Origin of the sequence: Arthrobacter sp. SO3, assembly GCF_020532825.1 — a bacterium.
GTDB lineage: Bacteria > Actinomycetota > Actinomycetes > Actinomycetales > Micrococcaceae > Arthrobacter.
The window spans coordinates 1-18,104 of sequence record NZ_MQTS01000241.1; the positions used below are offsets into that span (position 1 = coordinate 1).

The following is an 18,104-nucleotide window of genomic DNA, read 5'->3' on the forward strand; positions in this document are numbered from 1 at the left end:
GCCCGGTGGACATGCCCTCCCCTGAGGTGCACCACCCACCGCGCCCAGTGGACATGCCCTCCCCTGGCCTGCACCACCCACCGCGCCCAGTGGACATGCCCTCCCCTGGCCTGCACCGATGGACATAGAGCGACTATGTCCATCGGCGGCCAGATGCGCGGGGCATGTCCCTGAAGTCCAGGAGGCGGACGGTGGGCATGTCCAGCGGAGGCTGTGAACGTCGGACATTCCCCGCGGCCGACAGGCCGTCTCGGGAGGGTATGCCCAGTGCTAGGCGGCAACAGAGAGCTCGTCCAGGGCCTCGCGGACCATGGCGATGAACTCCTCGGGCCGGTTCAGGAGCATGGAATAGCTGACGACAAGGGTCGGGATGCCCCGCCGGGTTGTCACGTTCCACCGCCGCCGGTCCTCCTCAAAGCTCGCCCGGTCCATATGGAAGCCTGCACCGTCCGTCTCAATGCCGAGCCTGCCGTCAACCATGAGGTCAATGTGGCCCATTCCGGGGATGTTGACTTGGGACTCCACCTGGAAACCGGCCCTCCGCAGCCAGTACCGGGCCATGCACTCGATGATGGACTGCGATTGCGGCACGATCCTGGCCGCCGTCCGGCGCGCCCTCATATCATTGCGGCCGGACAGCCGCTGCCGCAGGGCCGAGAGTGACAGGCTCTTGAGGACGACGGCGGATTCAGCAATCACCAGGCCGTCGAGTTCCGGCAGGCATCGCAGACTTTGTACAACGGTGTCCAGCAGGGTGGGCGGTGCCGCGGACCGGTGGCACATGAAGCCTGGATAGCTGCGGCTGTGCGGGACGGCAATGTGGGGCTGCCCGGGCGGTTCCAGTACCCAGAGGCCTTGGAACTGCGCCGCCGTGGCACATGCTGGCTCCGCGGGCAGCGACCGGATGGCAATGAGCCGAGCATCGGCGCCGGGGACAGCGTAGACGCCGCGGGCCACCCGGGAAACCGCCCCCGAGGCCAGGGCGGACTTGAGTTGAAAGTCCGAGACGCCCGCGGCAGCGAGGTGTTTGGCGCGAGCGACGCCGTCGTAGTTGGAAAGCACTTCGGGGAGATTGACCATGCGGACATCGTGGCGCCGGAGGCTCAGTCTGGAACAGGGCCCCGCCCCGCTATGTGCAAAAGGACATGCCAGGCGGAACGGCGGCTGGGAGGACACGGTCCGCGTCCGGGATTTCTCTGGCCCGCTGTGGGCAAAGCGCCTGTGCCCGGGCGGAGTGCGAAAGATGGACATGTCCGCGGCTGCGGGCGGAACGGGAAGGGGCTTGTCCCCCGCAGGGTGCAGCGGATGGACATAGTGCCGTTATGCCCACCCGCGGCCTCCAAGAATGGGCATGTCCCCCGGGATGGGGTGGGAGTGCCCGCGGGGTGTCAGCGGGCATACCTGCCGGGGGTCAGGTGCGGGCCGGGCGGTAGCGCCGGCACCAGGCCAGCACGCCGACGGTGACTACCGCGATGCCGTAGATCCAGAGGTTTCCGGCCAGGTCGCCGATGATGAGCCGCTTGCCGTTCCCCAGGGTGGACCACCAGCCCGCCAGCGCATAGCAGAGGGCTCCGCAGACCGCCGTCGGAAGCACCGACCGGAACGCGGCGCCGAGCCACAGCTCCACGGAGCCCAACAGCACCAGCGCGGCGGCGGCGCCCCAGGGCACCTCGGCGCCTGCGACCAGGATGTCCTGGCCGTGCAGCATGGTGCCCGCGAGGGCAGCAAAAAGAGCTGCCGGCACGGCGGCGGCAAGACCGCCTGCCATGCCGGCAGCTCTCTTATTCACAAAATCCCTTGTTCCAGCGCAGAACGCGGAAACTAGACCTTCGCGCGGGCCCGGTTGGACTTGGCGCGCTGGTTGACGTCGAGGATGAGCTTCCGGATCCGGATGGATTCCGGGGTGACCTCGACGCACTCGTCTTCGCGGGCGAATTCGAGCGACTCTTCGAGGGTCAGGTCACGCGGGGGCGTGAGGTTCTCGAAGGTGTCGGAGGAAGCGGCACGCATGTTGGTGAGCTTCTTTTCCTTGGTGATGTTGACGTCCATGTCGTCGGCGCGGGAGTTCTCGCCGACGATCTGGCCTTCGTAGACCTCGGAGGTGGGGCGGACGAAGAAGGATCCGCGTTCCTGCAGGTTGATCATGGCGAACGGCGTCACAACACCGGCGCGGTCGGCGATCATCGAACCGTTGGTGCGGTATTCGATCGGGCCGGCCCAGGGCTCGTAGCCCTCGGAGATGGAAGCTGCGATGCCGGCGCCGCGGGTGTCCGTGAGGAACTTGGTGCGGAAACCGATCAGGCCACGGGCCGGAACGATGAACTCCATGCGGCACCAGCCGGTGCCGTGGTTCGCCATGTTGGTCATGCGGCCCTTACGGGCAGCCATGAGCTGCGTAACGGCGCCGAGGTACTCTTCCGGCACGTCGATGGTCATGTGCTCCATCGGCTCGTGGACCTTGCCGTCGACGAGCTTCGTGACAACCTGCGGCTTGCCGACGGTCAGCTCGAAGCCTTCGCGGCGCATCTGCTCGACCAGGATGGCCAGCGCGAGCTCGCCACGTCCCTGGACTTCCCAGGCATCCGGGCGCTCGGTCGGGAGCACCTTGATGGAGACGTTACCGATCAGTTCCTTGTCCAGGCGGTCCTTGACCTGGCGGGCCGTGACCTTGGCGCCCTTGACCCGGCCGGCCAGCGGCGAGGTGTTGATACCGATGGTCATGGAGATGGCCGGATCGTCGACGGTGATCAGCGGCAGCGGCTGCGGGTTGTCGACGTCGGTCAGGGTCTCACCGATGGTGATGTCCTCGATGCCGGCGACGGCGACGATCTCGCCGGGGCCGGCGGACTCGGTCGGAACGCGGTCCAGCGCCTTGGTGGCCAGCAGTTCGGTGATCTTGACGTTCTTGAGTTCACCGTTGGCGCGGGCCCAGGCAACGGTCTGGCCCTTGCGCAGGGTGCCGTTGTAGATACGCAGCAGCGCCAGGCGGCCGAGGAACGGGGAGGCATCCAGGTTGGTGACGTGGGCCTGGAGGACACCGTTCGGGTTGTAGGTCGGAGCCGGGATGTGCTCGATGATGGCCTGGAACAGCGGCTCGAGGTCTTCGTTCTCGGGAGCCGAACCGTTGGCGGGCTGCTCGAGGGACGCACGGCCGACCTTGGCGGCGGCGTAGACAACCGGGACGTTGAGGATCTTGTCCAGGTCCAGGTCCGGAACTTCGTCAGCCAGGTCGGAGGCCAGGCCCAGGAGCAGGTCCATGGACTCGTGGACGACTTCGTCGATCCGCGCGTCGGGACGGTCGGTCTTGTTGACCAGGAGGATCACCGGCAGGTGGGCGGCGAGGGCCTTACGAAGGACGAAGCGGGTCTGGGGCAGCGGGCCCTCAGAGGCGTCAACGAGGAGGACGACGCCGTCGACCATCGACAGGCCGCGCTCGACCTCGCCGCCGAAGTCGGCGTGGCCGGGGGTGTCGATGACGTTGATGGTGATGGTCTCGCCCTTGGAGGACGGTCCGTTGTAGGCCACGGTGGTGTTCTTGGCCAGGATGGTGATGCCCTTTTCGCGCTCGAGGTCGCCGGAGTCCATGACCCGGTCTTCGAGGTGGTTGTGCGCGGCAAAGGAGTTGGTCTGCTTGAGCATGGCGTCGACCAGGGTGGTCTTGCCGTGGTCAACGTGGGCCACGATCGCGACGTTGCGCAGGTCACTGCGCGATGCAGTGGCTACCGCGGTGTTGGTGGTGGTTTCAGACATGCGTTATTGCTCGATTCAGTGGTGAAGTCAGCTGTTGTATCGCGACATTTCCAACCGGAACGCACGACGGTTACGCCCCTTTGGCACAGGGCACCTTCATCCAGTCTAAACGCAAGGGCATTTATTGGCCTAAAATCCCTCAATCCCGGCATACCTGCCCGGGCAGTCAGCGCGGGAGATCGGGCCGCGGGCGTGAGTAAAGTCACTGGATTTTCCGGCCTTCATGCCCCATCATTGCTGGGACAGCAGCAGCCAACCCGGAGACATCCATGCGAAACGCCCCGGCTCTGTCCCGCTTGGCCGCCCCGATGATCGCCATAGGCATCCTGGTTGGCGGCTGCGGGCAGGCGCCCTCCACCCCCGCCGCCGACGCCGGGGAATCCCCCCTGTACGGTCTCTACGGCCAGGGCGTTCCCGCGCCGGCCGGGGCTCCCGGCGAGCCTCTGGCCGCAGGTTCCAACGGCACCAGGAAACTGGCCCCGGGGACCGCACCGGCAGGCATGCCCGCGGGCACCGTCTACCGGAATCCTGCCAATGGCCGCAACGAGGTGGTCGTGGCGGATATCGCGGGGACGGCTGTGCTGATCGGCGATTCCCAGTCCGAACCCGCTGGTTCCTGGCCCCGCACGGCACTGGCCAGCCTGGGCTACTCGGTTCTCTTCTGCGGCCGGGGCGGCACCGGCTTCGTCGCGTCCAACGGCACCACCGGCAATTACCCCGACGCCCTGCTGCGCGGCGACTGGCTGCTCCCCTACGGTTCGCCGCCCCTGGTTGTGATCGAGGGCGGCGGCAACGACGCCTCCCGCGGCGCAACCGACCAGCAGATCTCGGAGAACGCCGAGCGGCTGATCGTCAGCGTCCGGCAGCGCTACCCCGCGGCGCGGCTGGTCGTGGTCGGGACCCTCGCCCGCGGCGCCGGCAATGGCGGCGGGCGCCGTTCCGAGGTCGACGCGCTGCTGGGCACGGTGGCGGTCAGGAATTCCGTTTCCTTTGTCAGCGTCGGCGACTGGCTGACGCGCTATGACCTGTCCAAATCCATGGCCGACGGCGTCCACATGAGTCCCGGGGGCCACGCCGCCCTGGCCGGCCTATTGGCCCGGAAGCTGGACGAACTCGGCCTCCGGACCCCGGGGCCCGTGCCGGCGGAGTCCGCGGCAACTCCCTGAGCGCCGCCCGCGTTCCATAGCCGCCCGCGTTCCTTAAATAGCCGGAGCCGGGGCCCGCCTCGAGAGGGCGGACACCGGCTCCGGCGTCTTTCAGTTCAGGTCACACGGCTCAGGCAACTTCCGGGGGCAGCATCAGGCGCGCTCCCGGGATGGCGTTGAGCAGCGCCTTGGTGTAGTCCTGCTGCGGCGCGTCGAAGACGTCGTCGGTGGAACCTGTTTCCACCAGCTTGCCCTGCTCCATGACGCACACGTGGTCGGCGATTTGCCGGACCACCGCGAGGTCGTGGGTGATGAACAGGTAGGTCAGGCCCAACCGGGACTGCAGTTCCGCGAGCAGGTTCAGCACCTGCGCCTGCACCAGGACATCCAGAGCGGACACGGCCTCATCGCAGATGATCACCTCGGGATCCAAGGCCAGGGCCCGCGCGATCGCGACGCGCTGGCGCTGGCCGCCCGAGAGCTCGTTCGGGTACCGCTGCATGGTGGACTGCGGCAGCGACACCTGGTCCAGCAGTTCGCGGACCTTCTTCTCGCGGCTGGCTTTGTCCCCGATCTTATGGGTCCTCAGCGGCTCCTCGATGGTCCGGAAGATGTTGTACATCGGGTCCAGGGAACCATAGGGGTCCTGGAAGATCGGCTGCACCCGGCGGCGGAAAGCGAAGATCTCCTTGCTGTTCAGCGTCGAGGTGTCAACGCCGTCGAAGATGATCTTGCCGGAGGTGGGCGTCAGGAGGTTGAGGACCATCTGCGCCACGGTGGACTTGCCGGAACCCGACTCCCCCACGATCGCCGTCGTGGTCCCCCGCTTGACGCCGAAGGAGACGTCGTCGACGGCGGTGAAGTCCGTCGACTTGCCGAACCCGGAGCGCAGCTTGAAGACCTTGCTCAGGTTCTGGATCTGCAGCACGTCGTCAGCCACCGCCGGCCCGGCGACTGTGGCGTCGCCGGGGGCCAGCAGCTCGTCCGATTCGACGCCCAGTTCCTTCGCGACCTGGATGCGTCGGGATGCCAGCGACGGCGCCGAGGCCACCAGGCGCTGCGTGTAGGGGTGCTGCGGGTTCTGCAGCAGCTCCAGCGACGGCCCCGATTCCACCACCTGCCCGCGGTACATAACGACGACCTTGTCCGCGCGCTCGGCGGCCAGGCCGAGGTCGTGGGTGATGAGCAGCACGGCCGTGCCGAGCTCGGTGGTCATCTTGTCCAGGTGGTCGAGGATCTGCCGCTGAACGGTGACGTCGAGGGCTGAAGTCGGCTCATCGGCGATCAGCAGGCGCGGCTGGCAGGACAGCCCGATGGCGATCAGCGCACGCTGGCGCATCCCGCCGGAGAACTCATGCGGGTACTGTTTGGCCCGCCGGGCGGCGTCAGGCAGCCCTGCCTGGGACAGGACCGTTGCGACGTCATCCTGGCCGCTGGGAAGCCCGTTGGCCTTCAGCGTCTCGCGGACCTGGTCGCCGATCTTCCACACCGGGTTCAGGTTGGACATCGGGTCCTGCGGGACCATGCCGATGCTGTTGCCGCGGAGTTCGATCATCCGCTTCTCCCCGGCATTGGCGATATCTTCGCCATCAAACAGGATCTGACCGGCCGAGACGCGGCCGTTGCCCGGAAGCAGCCCGATGGCGGCCAGCGCCGTCGTCGACTTGCCCGAACCGGACTCGCCCACGATGGCCACCGTTTCACCCGGCATGATGGTCAGGTGCGCGTTCCGCACGGCCTGGACGTCGCCATTACTGGTGGCGAAAGTGATCGCCAGGTCCTTGATTTCAAGCAGCGGGCGCACAGCGGCAAAGCCCGCTTCCCGGACGTCGGCTTCCTGGATTTCAACAGAGGCGTTCAAGGTGTCCCCTTTCATCGCTTGCGCGCTTTGGGATCGAGGGCATCACGCAGGGCGTCGCCCAGCATGATGAAGCTCAGGACGGTGATGGACAGCGCGATAGCCGGGTAGAGCAGCGGCATCGGGTTGGACCGAAGCGAGGCCTGCGCTGCCTGGATATCGTTGCCCCACGACATCACGCTGGGCGGCAGCCCGATGCCGAGGAAGGACAGCGTGGATTCGGCCACAATGAACGTGCCCAGCGAAATCGTGGCGACGACGATGATCGGAGCCAGCGAGTTCGGCATGACGTGGCGCATGAGGGCGCCGAACTTGGAGACACCCAGGGACCGCGCGGCGGTGACGAAGTCTGCATTGCGGACCTCGATCACAGCACCGCGGGTAATGCGGGCGATCTGCGGCCAGCCGAAGGTCACCAGGATCACTACCAGGGTCCAGACCGTCCGGTTGGCGCGGAACATCGGCAGCTGCATGAGCACAATGGCGCCAAGAATCAGCGGCAGGGCAAAGAAGATGTCGTTAATGCGGGCCAGAACGGCGTCCACCCAGCCGCCGTAATAGCCGGCCACGGCACCCATGACGCCGCCGATGAGGAGTACGCCAAGGGTCGTGAACAGGCCCACCGTCACCGAGGAACGTGTCCCGAAGATAACGCGCGCATAGACGTCGCAGCCCTGCTGGGTGAAGCCCAGCGGATGGCCGTCGGCGGGTCCCGCGTCCGAGTTCGCCAGCTGGCAAGCCTCGGAAGTGGGATCGATCCCGGAGAACAGCCCCGGGAACAGCGACACTGCCGCCACGGCGAGGATCAGGACAGCAGAAATCAGGAACAGCGGTTGCTTGCGCAGATTCCTCCACGCCTCGCCCCAAAGGCTCAGGGGCGCCTTGTCCTCCTTGACGCGGTCGGTCGCCTGGAGGGGCGTCTCGGCGAGGTCTGCAACAAAGTGCTCATTGTGGCGCTCCGCAAGAGCGGCGGCGCCGTGCTTTGAAGTGTTCTCATCAGGAGTCATAGCGGATCCTCGGGTCGAGCCAGGCGTACAGCAGGTCAACGAGCAGGTTGGAAAGGCAGTAGATCAGCACCAGGACGGTGACGATCGAGACCACCGTCGGACCTTCCCCTGACAGGACGGCCCGGTAGAGCCGGTTGCCGACACCAGGAATGTTGAAGATGCCTTCGGTGACGATCGCGCCGCCCATCAGGGCGCCCAGGTCCGCGCCGAGGAAGGTGATGACGGGGATCAGGGAGTTGCGCAGAATGTGCACGCGGACGACCTTGAAACGGGAGAGGCCCTTGGCCGAGGCGGTGCGCACATAGTCGGCGCTCATGTTCTCAAGCACGCTGGTCCGGGTCAGCCGGAGGACATAGGCAAAGGAGCCCAGGCCCAGGACGATTGCCGGCAGGATGAGGTCCTGGACGGTCGCGGCCGAGCTGACGGTGGGTTTGGCCCAGCCCAGCTGGACGCCGATGAAGTACTGCAGCAGGAAGCCGAGCACGAAGATCGGGATGCCGATGACGATCAGCGATGCCACGAGGACCGTCGCGTCGAACAGCTTGCCCTTGCGCAGACCGGCGATGAGGCCGAAGAGGATGCCGAAGAAGGCTTCAAAGATCAGGGCCATGATCGCGAGCCGGGCCGTGACGGGGAAGACCTCGCCGAGCACTGCGGCGATCGGGCGGCCCGAGAAGTCCTGGCCGAGGTCAAAGGTGAAGATGCTCTTCAGGTAGAGCAGGTACTGGACCCAGAACGGCTGGTCCAGGTGGTACTGGGCCCGGAGCTGGGACGCCACGGCCTCATTGACCGGCTTGTCGCCGAAGAGAGCCACGATGGGGTCGCCGGGGAGGCTGAAGACCAGGAAGTAGACGAGCAGGGTTGCGCCCAGGAATACGGGAATCAGCTGGAGGAATCGCTTGAGGATGTAGGTCGTCATGGGCGGACGACACCCCCGGAAGCGGCCATCCTGTCCAGGGATGCGGTGGAGTTGTTCATCAAAGAACCTTTTCACTATGGATGCAGGCCGGCGCCGGTTCACTCACGGCGGGCGGCCGACGAAAAGTTCGCCCGAAGAGCCGGGCCATAACAAATTGCTGGACAACACAACGACGGCGGAGGCCCCAGTCTGGGCAGCCCCCGCCGTCGTTATGTGGTTACTTGCCGGTGATGTTGTAGTACAGCGGCACGCCGTCCCAGCCGTAGTCAACGTTGGTGACCTTGTCGCTCCAGCCGCCCTGGGCGACCTGGTACCACAGGGGGATGGCCGGCAGGTCCTGGAGAAGAATCTCCTGGGCCTTGTTCATGGCCTTGTTGCCATCAGCCACGGTCGAGGCGTTCAGACCGTCGGAGACGGCCTTGTCGAACTCCGGGTTCGCGTACTTGGCGTCGTTGGAGCCGGCACCGGTCTTGTAGATCGGGCCGAGGAAGTTGTACAGCGACGGGTAGTCTGCCTGCCAGCCGGCGCGGATGGAGCCGGTCAGCGTCTTGGCGGTGGCGTCGTTGCGGGCTTCCTTGAAGGTTGCGTAGGGCTTGCCTTCAACCTTGATGCCGAGGGTGTTCTTGAGCTGGTTGACGACAGCTTCGACCCATGCCTTGTGTCCGCCCTTGTCGGCGTTGTAGGCAATGGTGAACGTCTCGTTGGAGTCCCACTTCTGGATGGCGTCGGCCTTAGCCCAGGCCTCCTTTGCCTTGGTGGCGTCGAACTTCAGGTTCTCGGATCCGGGGATCGAGTCGCTGTAGCCGTCAAGCACGGGGGCCGTGAAATCCTTGGCCGGCTGGCGGGCGCCGCTGAAGATGACCTTGGTGATCTCGTCGCGGTTGATGGCCATGGAGAGGGCCTGGCGGCGCAGCTTGCCGGCCTCACCGGACCATTCCGGCAGGTATTCCGGGATGGCGATGGTCTGGTTGCCGGCATACGGCTTGTTGATGGTGCGGTCGCCGAGGTCGGACTTGAAGTTCTTCAGCGCGCTTGTGGGGATCGTCTGGAGCACGTCCAGGTTGTTGGACAGCAGATCCTGGTACGCGGCGTCGTCGTTCTGGAAGATCTTGAAGGTCACGCCGGCGTTCTTGGCCTTGCGGGCGCCGTTGTACTCCGGGTTCGGAACGAGCTGGATCTGCACGTTGTGCTGCCAGCCGCCGTCGGCCATCTTGTACGGTCCGTTGCCAACCGGCTTCTCGCCGAAGCCCTTGGGGTCCGCGAGTGCACCGGAGGGAACCGGGACAAAGGCGGTGTAGCCGAGGCGCAGCGGCCAGTCGGACTCGGGCTGCTTCAGTTCGACGGTGAACGTCTGGTCGTCAACGACCTTGAGGCCGGACATGGTGTCGACGGTGGAGCCTTCTGCGCTGGCTTCGTCGTAGCCCTTGATGCTTTCGAAGAAGCTGCCGCTGAGCTGGGCATTCTTCGCCGCTGCACCGAAGTTCCAGGAGTCGACGAACGTCTTGGCCGTGATGACCTCGCCGTTGGTGAACTTCTGGTCCTTCTTGATTTTGATCGTGAAGTTCTGGCCGTCCTTGCCTTCAATGGACTCGGCGAGTTCATTGACGGGCTTGCCGTTCGGGTCGTAGCTGACGAGGCCCGAGAACATCATCTGCATGATTTTGCCGCCACCAACTTCGTTGGTGTCTGCCGGCATCAGCGGACGCTGGGGTTCAGAGCCGTCGACCAGGATGACTTTGCTGGTGTCGCCACCGGTGGTGCCGCTACCGGCGGCAGTGCCACCGGCGCCGCATCCGGACAGGGCGAGAGCGGCGATAGCCGCCAGGCCCAGTGCTTTGGAAGTGCGCGAAAAACGCATTCCGCCTCCTATGAGTTGTGGGAGTTCGTGAGGGAAAAACTTATGCTTCCCCGCAGGCAGGCACAGAGATATCCCCTGTGACGTGGCCTACATATACGAGTAGCCTAACCCGAGGATGTCCAAATGCTGGAACTCTGTTGCCAAACCGTGACCCGACAAAAGCGTGACCGATGGAGTCAAGTGCGATGTATTTCACGTCACACGATACCGGCTGGTAATATTCGCCGCCGTGGCAACCTGGTTAGGGGCGATTAACTCGTTCCGGCCTCCAGCAATTGGGCGCGCAACTCGCGGCGCTCCCGCTGTTTTTCCGGATCGGGGAGCGGCACAGCGGCCAGGAGGCGCTGGGTATAGGGTTCCTGCGGGTTGCGCAGGATCTGGTCCCGGGTGCCCTGCTCGACGATGCGGCCGCGCTGCATCACGCAGATCCGGTCCGCCAGCACGTCCACGACGGCGAGGTCGTGGGTGACAAACAGGCAGGCAAACCCGAGTTCCTTCTGCAGGTTCTGGAAAAGGTCAAGCACCTTGGCCTGCACGGACACATCCAGGGCCGAGGTGGGCTCGTCGGCTACCATCAGTTTCGGCTTCAGCGAGAGCGCCCGCGCGATGCCGACGCGCTGCTTCTGCCCGCCGGAGAGCTCGTGCGGGTAGCGGTTGCGGTAGTTCCGCGGAAGCTCCACCTGGTCCAGCAGTTCCTCGATCCGCTTCTGCAGCTCGACGCCTTTCGCCACCCCGGCGAGGAACATCGGCTCCCCGATGCTCTCGCCGATCGGAAGCCTCGGGTTCAGCGACGACGAGGGGTCCTGGAACACCATGCCCACGTGCCGGCGCATCTCGTGAAGCTGCCGGCCGTTCCGCTTGGCGGCCGAAATGTCCTGGCCGACGACCTTCATGGTGCCGGCCGCGACCGGCAGCAGACCGACGGCGGCACGGCCGATCGTGGTCTTGCCCGAACCTGACTCCCCCACCAGCCCGACGACCTGTCCCGGATAGATGACCAGGTTGGCGCCCTCCACGGCGCGGAACGCGGGAACGCGGCCCTGTTTGGGGTACTCGATCGCCACGTCCGTCAGTTCCAGCACGGGCTCGCCCTGCGGCTTCGCGGCCGCGGCGGCGGCCAGGGCCGCGGCGTTCTCACGTTCGCGCCGGAGGAGCTGGTCCTCCGGGATCGAGGAGAGCTCGGCCTTGGTGGCGGCGGCGAGGGCGGCGGTCACGTCCACTTCCCCGGCGGAGTCCGCGCCGCCCTGGCCAAGGTGCGGAACGGCAGCTAGCAGGGCCTTGGTGTACTCATGCTGCGGGTTGTGGAAGATCTCGGCCGCCGTGCCGGTTTCCACGATCACACCACGGCGCATCACGGCAATCCGGTCGGCCAGGTCAGCCACAACACCCATGTCGTGGGTGATCAGGACGATGGCGCTGTCCAGCTTATTCCGCAGGTTGCGCATGAGGTCCAGGATTTCCGCCTGGACCGTCACATCCAGGGCGGTGGTGGGTTCGTCGGCGATCAGCAGCTTGGGGTCGCAGGACAGGGACTGGGCGATCATGGCGCGCTGCCGCTGGCCGCCGGAGAGCTGGTGGGGGTAGGACCGGAAGGCCTTCTCCGGATCCGGCAGCTCCACGAGCTCGAGCATCCGCAGGGCACGCAGCCGGGCCTCGTCCGGAGAAACCTCGCTGTGCAGCCGGACGGTCTCCACGATCTGGGCGCCCACGGTGTAGACCGGGTTCAGGGCCGTCATGGGCTCCTGGAAGATCACGGCCACTTCCTTGCCACGGACCGCGCGGATGTTGGCCTCGTTCGTTCCGAGCAGCTCCTGTCCGGCGAGTTTGACACTTCCCGTCACGCGGCTGTTACTGGGCAGCAGCCCGAGCAGCGCCATCGAGCTGGCACTTTTGCCCGAGCCGGACTCCCCCACGATCGCAAGCACTTCACCGGCGCGCACCTCGTAGTTCAGGCCGATCGCTGCGGGGACCCATTTCTTGTCCACCCCGAAGTCAACGCTGAGGTTGCGGACTTCGAGTACGGGTTCCCCCCGCTCAGGCGCCGGGGTAACGGCCGGGTCGAGGGCGATGAAGTCAGTCATGATGGGGTCTTCCTTCCGTCCGGGCCGCGGGTGCACCGGGGATTAGTGCTGTGGCTCGGAATACTGAATTATTGGGGGCATGAGCTCCGCGCCGCACGCCGGTAAAGTTGAAATCTTCCAGGCCCGAACGAACAAATGGTTCGCGTGGCTGTCCTGGGCGGTGGCCGGTGTCGGCATCGTGGCCATGGCGGTCTCCGCCGGCCCCGGCGCCCTGGCCGGCATCGCTCCGCTGGTGCTGATCGCGTTCCTCGGCTGGCAGCTGTTCTGGCTCCCCGCCGTCGTGGTGTCTGACGCCGGGATCAGCCTGGAGAACCCGTTCCGCTCCATCACGGTTCCATGGGCGGCTTTGGTGCATGTCGATACGCGTTTCGCCCTGACCCTGGTCACGGCGGGGAAGAGCTACACGTCGTGGGCCGCCCCGGCGCCCGGGATCTGGGGCGGCCGCAACGCCCGCCCGGAGGACCTCCAGGGGCTTCCGGCCACAACCTACGGCCCGGCCCGGTCCGTGCGGCCCGGGGATCTCAGGTCCACGGACTCCGGCCAGGCGGCCCGGCTGGTGCGGGAGCGCTGGGATGAGCTGGCCGAAAGCGGCCAGCTGGCGGCCGGCGACGCCGCCGTCACCCCGGCGGCGGTCACTTACCGCTGGAGGGCAATGATCGTCGACGTGCTGCTGCTGGCGGCCAGCTACTGGGCCGTCGCCGGCCAGTAGCCGGACGCCCGGCCGCCCGGCTCGAAACCGGACCGTCATCTACTTGCCCTTGAGTTCGTCGAACGCCGTGACCGGAGCCGGATCCACTTCGATTTCCGCGGCCTTCTTGGCGTTGAACTTCTTCTGGCGCGGGTCGAACGCGTCCCGCAGGCCATCGCCGATGAAGTTGATGCTCAGGCAGATCAGCACGATGAACAGACCCGGGAACCAGAAGAGCCACGGCCGGGTCGCAAACGCCGCCTGGTTCTGCGAGATGAGCAGCCCCAGCGAGGTGTCCGGCGCCTTGACGCCGACGCCGAGGTAACTCAGGGCCGTCTCGGTCAGGATGGCGGCCGACATGGTCAGGGTGACGTTGACAATGAGCACGCCGACGGCATTGGGCAGGATGTGCTTGAAGATGATGCGTGCGTTGCTGGCCCCGGAAATCCTTGCCGCGTCGACGAACTCACGTTCACGCAGCGACAGGAATTCACCGCGCATCAGGCGTGCCAGCCCCACCCAGCTGATCAGGCCCAGGAAGATCCCGATGGCGAGGACGCCGTTGTTGCTGGCGAAGGAGGCGAACCAGCTGCCCGAGTCCCGCCGTCCGGCCAGCTGTGCCATCACCGCCGCCAGCAGCAGGGCGGGGATGATGATGATGACGTCGGTGAGGCGCATCAGGACGGCCTCGGTCCAGCCGCGGAAGTAGCCGGACAGGGCGCCGACGATGACCCCGATCAGGCCCGCGATGAGGCCGATCACGATCATGATGGTGATCGACTGCTGGGCCCCGCGCATGGTCATGGCGAAGAGGTCGCGGCCGATCCGGTCCTGGCCGAACGGGTGTTCCCCCCAGGCCGGCGGGAAGATCGAGGCGGTCGGGGCGCCGTCGTGGATCAGCGGGGAGACGTCCTCATGGCTGTACTTCCACCAGCCGGGGATGCCCGCATAGCCAACGGAGGTGAAGGCCATGATGAAGATGATGGCGAAAACCACGAGTCCGATGATCGCGCCGGAGTGGCCGAGGAACCGCTTGCGCACGATCTGGCCCTGGCTGAGGCCTTTGGCCTCAAGAATGGGTTCGATGCCCACCACGTCCGGGACGTCCACCCCCGCGCTTTCGGCCATGATTTCGTCCTGCTGGCTTGGCTGGCTCATGCTTTTACCCTTACCCGTGGATCAAGTGCGGAGTACGCGAGGTCCGCAATGAGGTTGAAGACCATGGCCGTAATGGCCACGCAGATGAAGACTCCCATGACGGGGTTCGGGTCGATGTGCTGGATGCCGTCCAGGAACAGGAAGCCCATCCCCCGGACGGAGAAGACCGACTCGGTGATGACGGCGCCGCCGATCAGGCCGCCGATGTCGAACGCCACAATGGTGGCGATGGGGATCAGCGCATTCCGGAAAGCATGGCGCATAACGACGGTGCGCTCCGAGAGGCCCTTGGCCCGGGCGGTCCGGATGTAGTCCATGTTCATGATTTCCAGCATCGATGCGCGGGTGAAGCGCGTGTAGCCGGCGAGTGAAATGAGGATCAGTGCCAGGGTCGGGAGAATCAGGTGCGTAAAGGAGTCCAGGCTCAGGATCCAGAAATCACCCTCGATGTTCGGGGTGCTGGCCCCGATGGTGGCGATGGGGCGTCCGCGGACCCGGCTGTTGTTGAAGTAGCTGGGCCACGCCTGCATGTAGCGGTCCAGCATGATGAGGAATCCCACCAGGAAGGAGGTCAGGGCCGCCGCACGCATGGACTGGCCGCGGTCGTAGCCGCCCATCAGGAATCCGATGGCCAGGCCGACCAGCACGGCCGCCACGGCGAGCAGCACCATCATCAGGAACGTGGCCTCGTCGAGCAGCGGCTGGATCAGGAAGTAGACCACCAGTCCGACGCCGACGGCGATCAGCGCGGACTGCAGCGCCTTGCGGTTTTTCAGGCCGGCCGAGAGCAGCGTGACGGCGAACGCGATGCCGACGCCCGCGATGGCAATGACGACGGGGCCGAGTCCGGGGTTCTTGAACCATTCAGTGGCGGAGAAGTAGATCAGCACGGCGCTCACGAACAGGAACGCCACGCCGCCGGTGAGCAGCCTGCGTTTCATGGCGCCGCCGGCGGCCACCGCCGTGATGACGCCGGCCACGGCTCCGATTCCCAGCGCGGTGGCCATCGGCACATCGGGGTTCCTGAGGAAGTCATTGAAGCCGATCGCGCCGAATTCCTTGAGCAGGACGGCGACCCAGAAGATCGGCAGGGAGAAGAACAGGAACGCCATGAACGTCACGCCGTAGTCCAGCGTGCTGTACTGGCGCAGGGCGGTGACGATGCCCAGCGTGATGCCGATCAGGATGGCCAGGATGGTGGCGCCGGTGACCAGTGTCAGGGTCTGGATCAGCGCGTGCCCCAGGGCGTCGGTGATGGGCTGGCCGGCGATGTTCTTGCCGAGATCGCAGGAGTTGGCGAAGGGGATGAGGCATTGCGCCGCACCGCCGAGCCATTTGAAATACCGCAGCGGGGCGGGAGTGTCCAGCTGCAGGAGTTCGGTCCGCGCGTCGATCAGCTGCTGTTTGTTGGGCGCACTGCTGGCGCGGTATTCCTCGAGCGGATCCCCCGAGGCCGCTGTCAGGAGATACACCAGGAAGGAAGCGCCGAGAAGGATGAGGGCGGCCGTAATCAGCCGCCGGACTATGTAGGTCACCATTGGAATCGAACCTCGGTATTCGGGCCCAGGGATTGCCCGGACCGGTCGCAGACTCTGGCCTCTCCCGCAGATAGTGCGGCGCGGGCCAAGGCATCGGGGGTGTCGCCAGAAAGGCGTCGGGACCGTTCGTGCCTTGGTCCCGACGCCTTTCCGGCAAATGCTACGTGCGGTCGTCGGCTACTTCTGAGCCCACTCCCAGAAGTTCCACCAGACACCGGTCTGGTTCGGCATGTACTTCACGCCGGTGATGCGGTCGCTGTACGCGTCCACGCCGACTGCCTGGAAGAGCGGGAGGCCGTAGGCGGAGTCCCAGATCTTCTTGTCGACCTGGGTGATGAGTTCATTCTGCTTGGTCTTGTCCGTGGTGACAATCAGTTCGTCCATCAGCTTGTCGGCGTCGGGATCGCTGAACATGTTGAAGTTGGAGTCGTTGCCCGATTTGAAGATCTGCGGGACGCCGGAGACACCGACGCCCGAGTTGATCCAGCCGAAGATGGTGGCATCGTAGGAGCCGTCGCCGAGGGCCTTGCCCCAGTCGGACTTTCCGAGGCCGCCGTCGACGATCTTGAAGCCGGCCTTGGTGGCGGATTCGCGGATCAGCGAGTAGGCGTCAACACGGTTGGGGTTGTCCTTGTTGTACATGATGCGGACTTCGGGGGTGGCACCGTTGAGGAGCTTCTTGGCGCCTTCGATGTCAACGTCCTGGTAGGCCGAGGATCCGTTGTTCTTGACCGAATCGGCGTATGAGGCCTGGTCCGGCACGAACAGCTGGGAGTCCAGCGGCGCAGCCTTGGGGTCGAGCTTCTTGACGATCTTATCGACGATGTCCTTGCGCGGAACGGACTTCATGAACGCCTCGCGGACGTTCTTCTCGGCGAAGGGTCCGCTGTAGTTCAGGTCGATGTGGTCGTAGGAGAGCTGGTTGCCCACCTCGACCGTGACGCCCTGGCTTTCCAGGGTCTTGAGCTGCTCCACCGTGTCCGCGGACGCCTGCGGGGCGATGATGTCTGCCTCGCCGTTCTTGAGCGCCTGGACCTGGGCAGCGGAATCGCCGATGTAGCGGACGGTGATTTCGTCAAGCTTTGCTTCCGGCCCCCAGGCGTAGTCCTTGTTCTTGACCATGGTCAGGGACTGGTCCTGGTTGACACCCTTGACGATGTAGGGGCCGTTGGAGAGGTACAGGCTCGGATCCGCCGGCAGGGTCTTGGTGTCGAAGCCGGTGTTCCACAGCTCGGACATGGCCTGGAGCTGCGCGTTGGCCGGCTTGGGAGCCGCTTTGTCGCCGCGCGGCATGCCCTTGAGGAGGTCAACGAACGCCTTGGCGTCCGTCAGTCCGGCCTTCTTGGCGAGAACGTGGGCCGGGATGTCGATGCCGGGTCCGCCGAGCGCGATTTCCCAGTCGGCAAAAGGCTTGGAGTACTTGATCGTCATGGACTTGCCGTCGTCGCTGAGCTCCGGGAAATCCGTCAAGGCGAGACCGGTGGGGTCCCCGGCGTACGAGAAGTAGGACGTTCCGGTCTTCGCCTCAGTGTCGGCGTCGTTGTAGTACCCGGAGAAGGCGGCCCACTGCAGCAGGAGGTCGGCAGTGGTGACCGGCGTGCCGTCTGACCACTTCACACCGTCATTGATGGTGTACTTGACGGTCAGCGGATCGTCCGAGGACTTCTCCATCTTGCCGAACTTCTCGTTGCGAACGACGTTGAGCTTGTTGTCGATGTAGAAGAAGCCAGAGTGCGTGGCGTAGCTGATCTTCGAGTTGATGTCCGTGTTGCCGTCGGCCGTGTTGGGGTTGAACGTGTTGAAGGCGTTCACCTCGACCACGGTTGCCGATCCGCCTGTCTTGCCAGCTGCCGCAGCAGTCGTCGGGGTTGTCCCGCCGCTGTTGCCGGCGCAAGCGCTGAGGGCGAGAGCAGCTGCTGCTGCCACGCCCACTGCTTTGGAAATACGACCGAATCGCATTCCGCCTCCTTGTTTCTGTGGTGTGGTTGAGACCGAGGCCGTAGGCACCGGGCAGACGTCCACACTCCCCCAGCGGCAGTGTGGCCCGTCTCACATGGGATGTAGCGTAAACCCCAAAATCATCGATCGGCCCGGAAAGTTGA

The 18,104-nt window shown here is 65.5% G+C and carries 13 protein-coding genes; 2 read left to right on the plus strand and 11 right to left on the minus strand.

The features are described 5' to 3' along the window. Positions 1–270: 270 nt before the first annotated feature. From BJQ90_RS20420 to typA, 3 genes are all read right to left on the minus strand, one after another. Positions 271–1,080, minus strand: coding sequence for a type IV toxin-antitoxin system AbiEi family antitoxin domain-containing protein (locus BJQ90_RS20420; RefSeq protein ID WP_226762011.1), 810 nt, complete (start codon positions 1,078–1,080; stop codon positions 271–273). 331 nt (positions 1,081–1,411) lie between these two features. Beyond that, positions 1,412–1,789 (minus strand): hypothetical protein, encoded by a 378-nt coding sequence (locus tag BJQ90_RS20425; RefSeq protein WP_226762012.1) that lies wholly within the window; start codon positions 1,787–1,789, stop codon positions 1,412–1,414. A 32-nt stretch (positions 1,790–1,821) separates the two neighbouring features. Further along, entirely contained in the window at positions 1,822–3,750 is a 1,929-nt protein-coding gene (gene typA, locus BJQ90_RS20430) for a translational GTPase TypA (protein ID WP_226762013.1), read from the minus strand. A 269-nt stretch (positions 3,751–4,019) separates the two neighbouring features. Here typA and BJQ90_RS20435 point away from each other — a divergent pair, with 269 nt between their 5' ends. Beyond that, a complete protein-coding gene (locus BJQ90_RS20435) occupies positions 4,020–4,916 on the plus strand; it encodes an SGNH/GDSL hydrolase family protein (RefSeq protein WP_226762014.1) in 897 nt (298 codons plus the stop codon). A gap of 109 nt (positions 4,917–5,025) precedes the next feature. On the opposite strand, the gene BJQ90_RS20440 is transcribed toward BJQ90_RS20435, so the two are convergent. The 5 genes from BJQ90_RS20440 to BJQ90_RS20460 all read right to left on the minus strand — a co-directional run bounded on the left by BJQ90_RS20440 (position 5,026) and on the right by BJQ90_RS20460 (position 12,618). After that, positions 5,026–6,771, minus strand: coding sequence for a dipeptide ABC transporter ATP-binding protein (locus BJQ90_RS20440; protein WP_226762015.1), 1,746 nt, complete (start codon positions 6,769–6,771; stop codon positions 5,026–5,028). Further along, complete coding sequence (locus BJQ90_RS20445; RefSeq protein WP_226762016.1) at positions 6,768–7,760, minus strand: ABC transporter permease; 993 nt, start codon at positions 7,758–7,760, stop codon at positions 6,768–6,770. The genes BJQ90_RS20440 and BJQ90_RS20445 overlap by 4 nt, the downstream gene beginning before the upstream one ends. Beyond that, a complete protein-coding gene (locus BJQ90_RS20450) occupies positions 7,750–8,679 on the minus strand; it encodes an ABC transporter permease (RefSeq protein WP_226762017.1) in 930 nt (309 codons plus the stop codon). Before BJQ90_RS20450 ends, BJQ90_RS20445 begins: the two co-directional genes overlap by 11 nt. A 217-nt stretch (positions 8,680–8,896) precedes the next feature. Continuing rightward, the gene (locus BJQ90_RS20455) at positions 8,897–10,537 is read right to left on the minus strand and encodes a peptide ABC transporter substrate-binding protein (RefSeq protein ID WP_226762018.1); all 1,641 of its coding nucleotides are present in this window, start codon (positions 10,535–10,537) and stop codon (positions 8,897–8,899) included. A 251-nt stretch (positions 10,538–10,788) separates the two neighbouring features. Beyond that, entirely contained in the window at positions 10,789–12,618 is a 1,830-nt protein-coding gene (locus tag BJQ90_RS20460; protein ID WP_226762019.1) for an ABC transporter ATP-binding protein, read from the minus strand. Positions 12,619–12,697: 79 nt separating this feature from the next. Between BJQ90_RS20460 and BJQ90_RS20465 the strand changes: the two genes are divergently transcribed. Beyond that, positions 12,698–13,327, plus strand: coding sequence for a PH domain-containing protein (locus BJQ90_RS20465; RefSeq protein ID WP_226762020.1), 630 nt, complete (start codon positions 12,698–12,700; stop codon positions 13,325–13,327). Positions 13,328–13,366: 39 nt separating this feature from the next. Here BJQ90_RS20465 and BJQ90_RS20470 read toward each other — a convergent pair whose 3' ends face one another. From BJQ90_RS20470 to BJQ90_RS20480, 3 genes are all read right to left on the minus strand, one after another. Further along, the gene (locus BJQ90_RS20470; RefSeq protein ID WP_226762080.1) at positions 13,367–14,434 is read right to left on the minus strand and encodes an ABC transporter permease; all 1,068 of its coding nucleotides are present in this window, start codon (positions 14,432–14,434) and stop codon (positions 13,367–13,369) included. 26 nt (positions 14,435–14,460) lie between these two features. After that, on the minus strand, positions 14,461–16,002 hold the full coding sequence (locus BJQ90_RS20475; protein WP_226762021.1) for an ABC transporter permease: 1,542 nt from the start codon (positions 16,000–16,002) through the stop codon (positions 14,461–14,463). 177 nt (positions 16,003–16,179) lie between these two features. Beyond that, the gene (locus BJQ90_RS20480) at positions 16,180–17,961 is read right to left on the minus strand and encodes an ABC transporter family substrate-binding protein (RefSeq protein ID WP_226762022.1); all 1,782 of its coding nucleotides are present in this window, start codon (positions 17,959–17,961) and stop codon (positions 16,180–16,182) included. Between the last annotated feature and the right edge of the window lie 143 nt (positions 17,962–18,104).

What these genes read in the sequence shown, in the direction of transcription:
- BJQ90_RS20435 (WP_226762014.1), top strand. Translation starts at nt 4,020, where the DNA reads ATGCGAAACGCCCCGGCTCTGTCCCGCTTGGCCGCCCCGATGATCGCC.
- BJQ90_RS20445 (WP_226762016.1), bottom strand. Translation starts at nt 7,760, where the DNA reads ATGACTCCTGATGAGAACACTTCAAAGCACGGCGCCGCCGCTCTTGCG.
- BJQ90_RS20460 (WP_226762019.1), bottom strand. Translation starts at nt 12,618, where the DNA reads ATGACTGACTTCATCGCCCTCGACCCGGCCGTTACCCCGGCGCCTGAG.
- BJQ90_RS20440 (WP_226762015.1), bottom strand. Translation starts at nt 6,771, where the DNA reads ATGAAAGGGGACACCTTGAACGCCTCTGTTGAAATCCAGGAAGCCGAC.
- BJQ90_RS20470 (WP_226762080.1), bottom strand. Translation starts at nt 14,434, where the DNA reads ATGGCCGAAAGCGCGGGGGTGGACGTCCCGGACGTGGTGGGCATCGAA.
- BJQ90_RS20450 (WP_226762017.1), bottom strand. Translation starts at nt 8,679, where the DNA reads ATGACGACCTACATCCTCAAGCGATTCCTCCAGCTGATTCCCGTATTC.
- BJQ90_RS20420 (WP_226762011.1), bottom strand. Translation starts at nt 1,080, where the DNA reads ATGGTCAATCTCCCCGAAGTGCTTTCCAACTACGACGGCGTCGCTCGC.
- typA (WP_226762013.1), bottom strand. Translation starts at nt 3,750, where the DNA reads ATGTCTGAAACCACCACCAACACCGCGGTAGCCACTGCATCGCGCAGT.
- BJQ90_RS20465 (WP_226762020.1), top strand. Translation starts at nt 12,698, where the DNA reads ATGAGCTCCGCGCCGCACGCCGGTAAAGTTGAAATCTTCCAGGCCCGA.
- BJQ90_RS20475 (WP_226762021.1), bottom strand. Translation starts at nt 16,002, where the DNA reads ATGGTGACCTACATAGTCCGGCGGCTGATTACGGCCGCCCTCATCCTT.
- BJQ90_RS20455 (WP_226762018.1), bottom strand. Translation starts at nt 10,537, where the DNA reads ATGCGTTTTTCGCGCACTTCCAAAGCACTGGGCCTGGCGGCTATCGCC.
- BJQ90_RS20480 (WP_226762022.1), bottom strand. Translation starts at nt 17,961, where the DNA reads ATGCGATTCGGTCGTATTTCCAAAGCAGTGGGCGTGGCAGCAGCAGCT.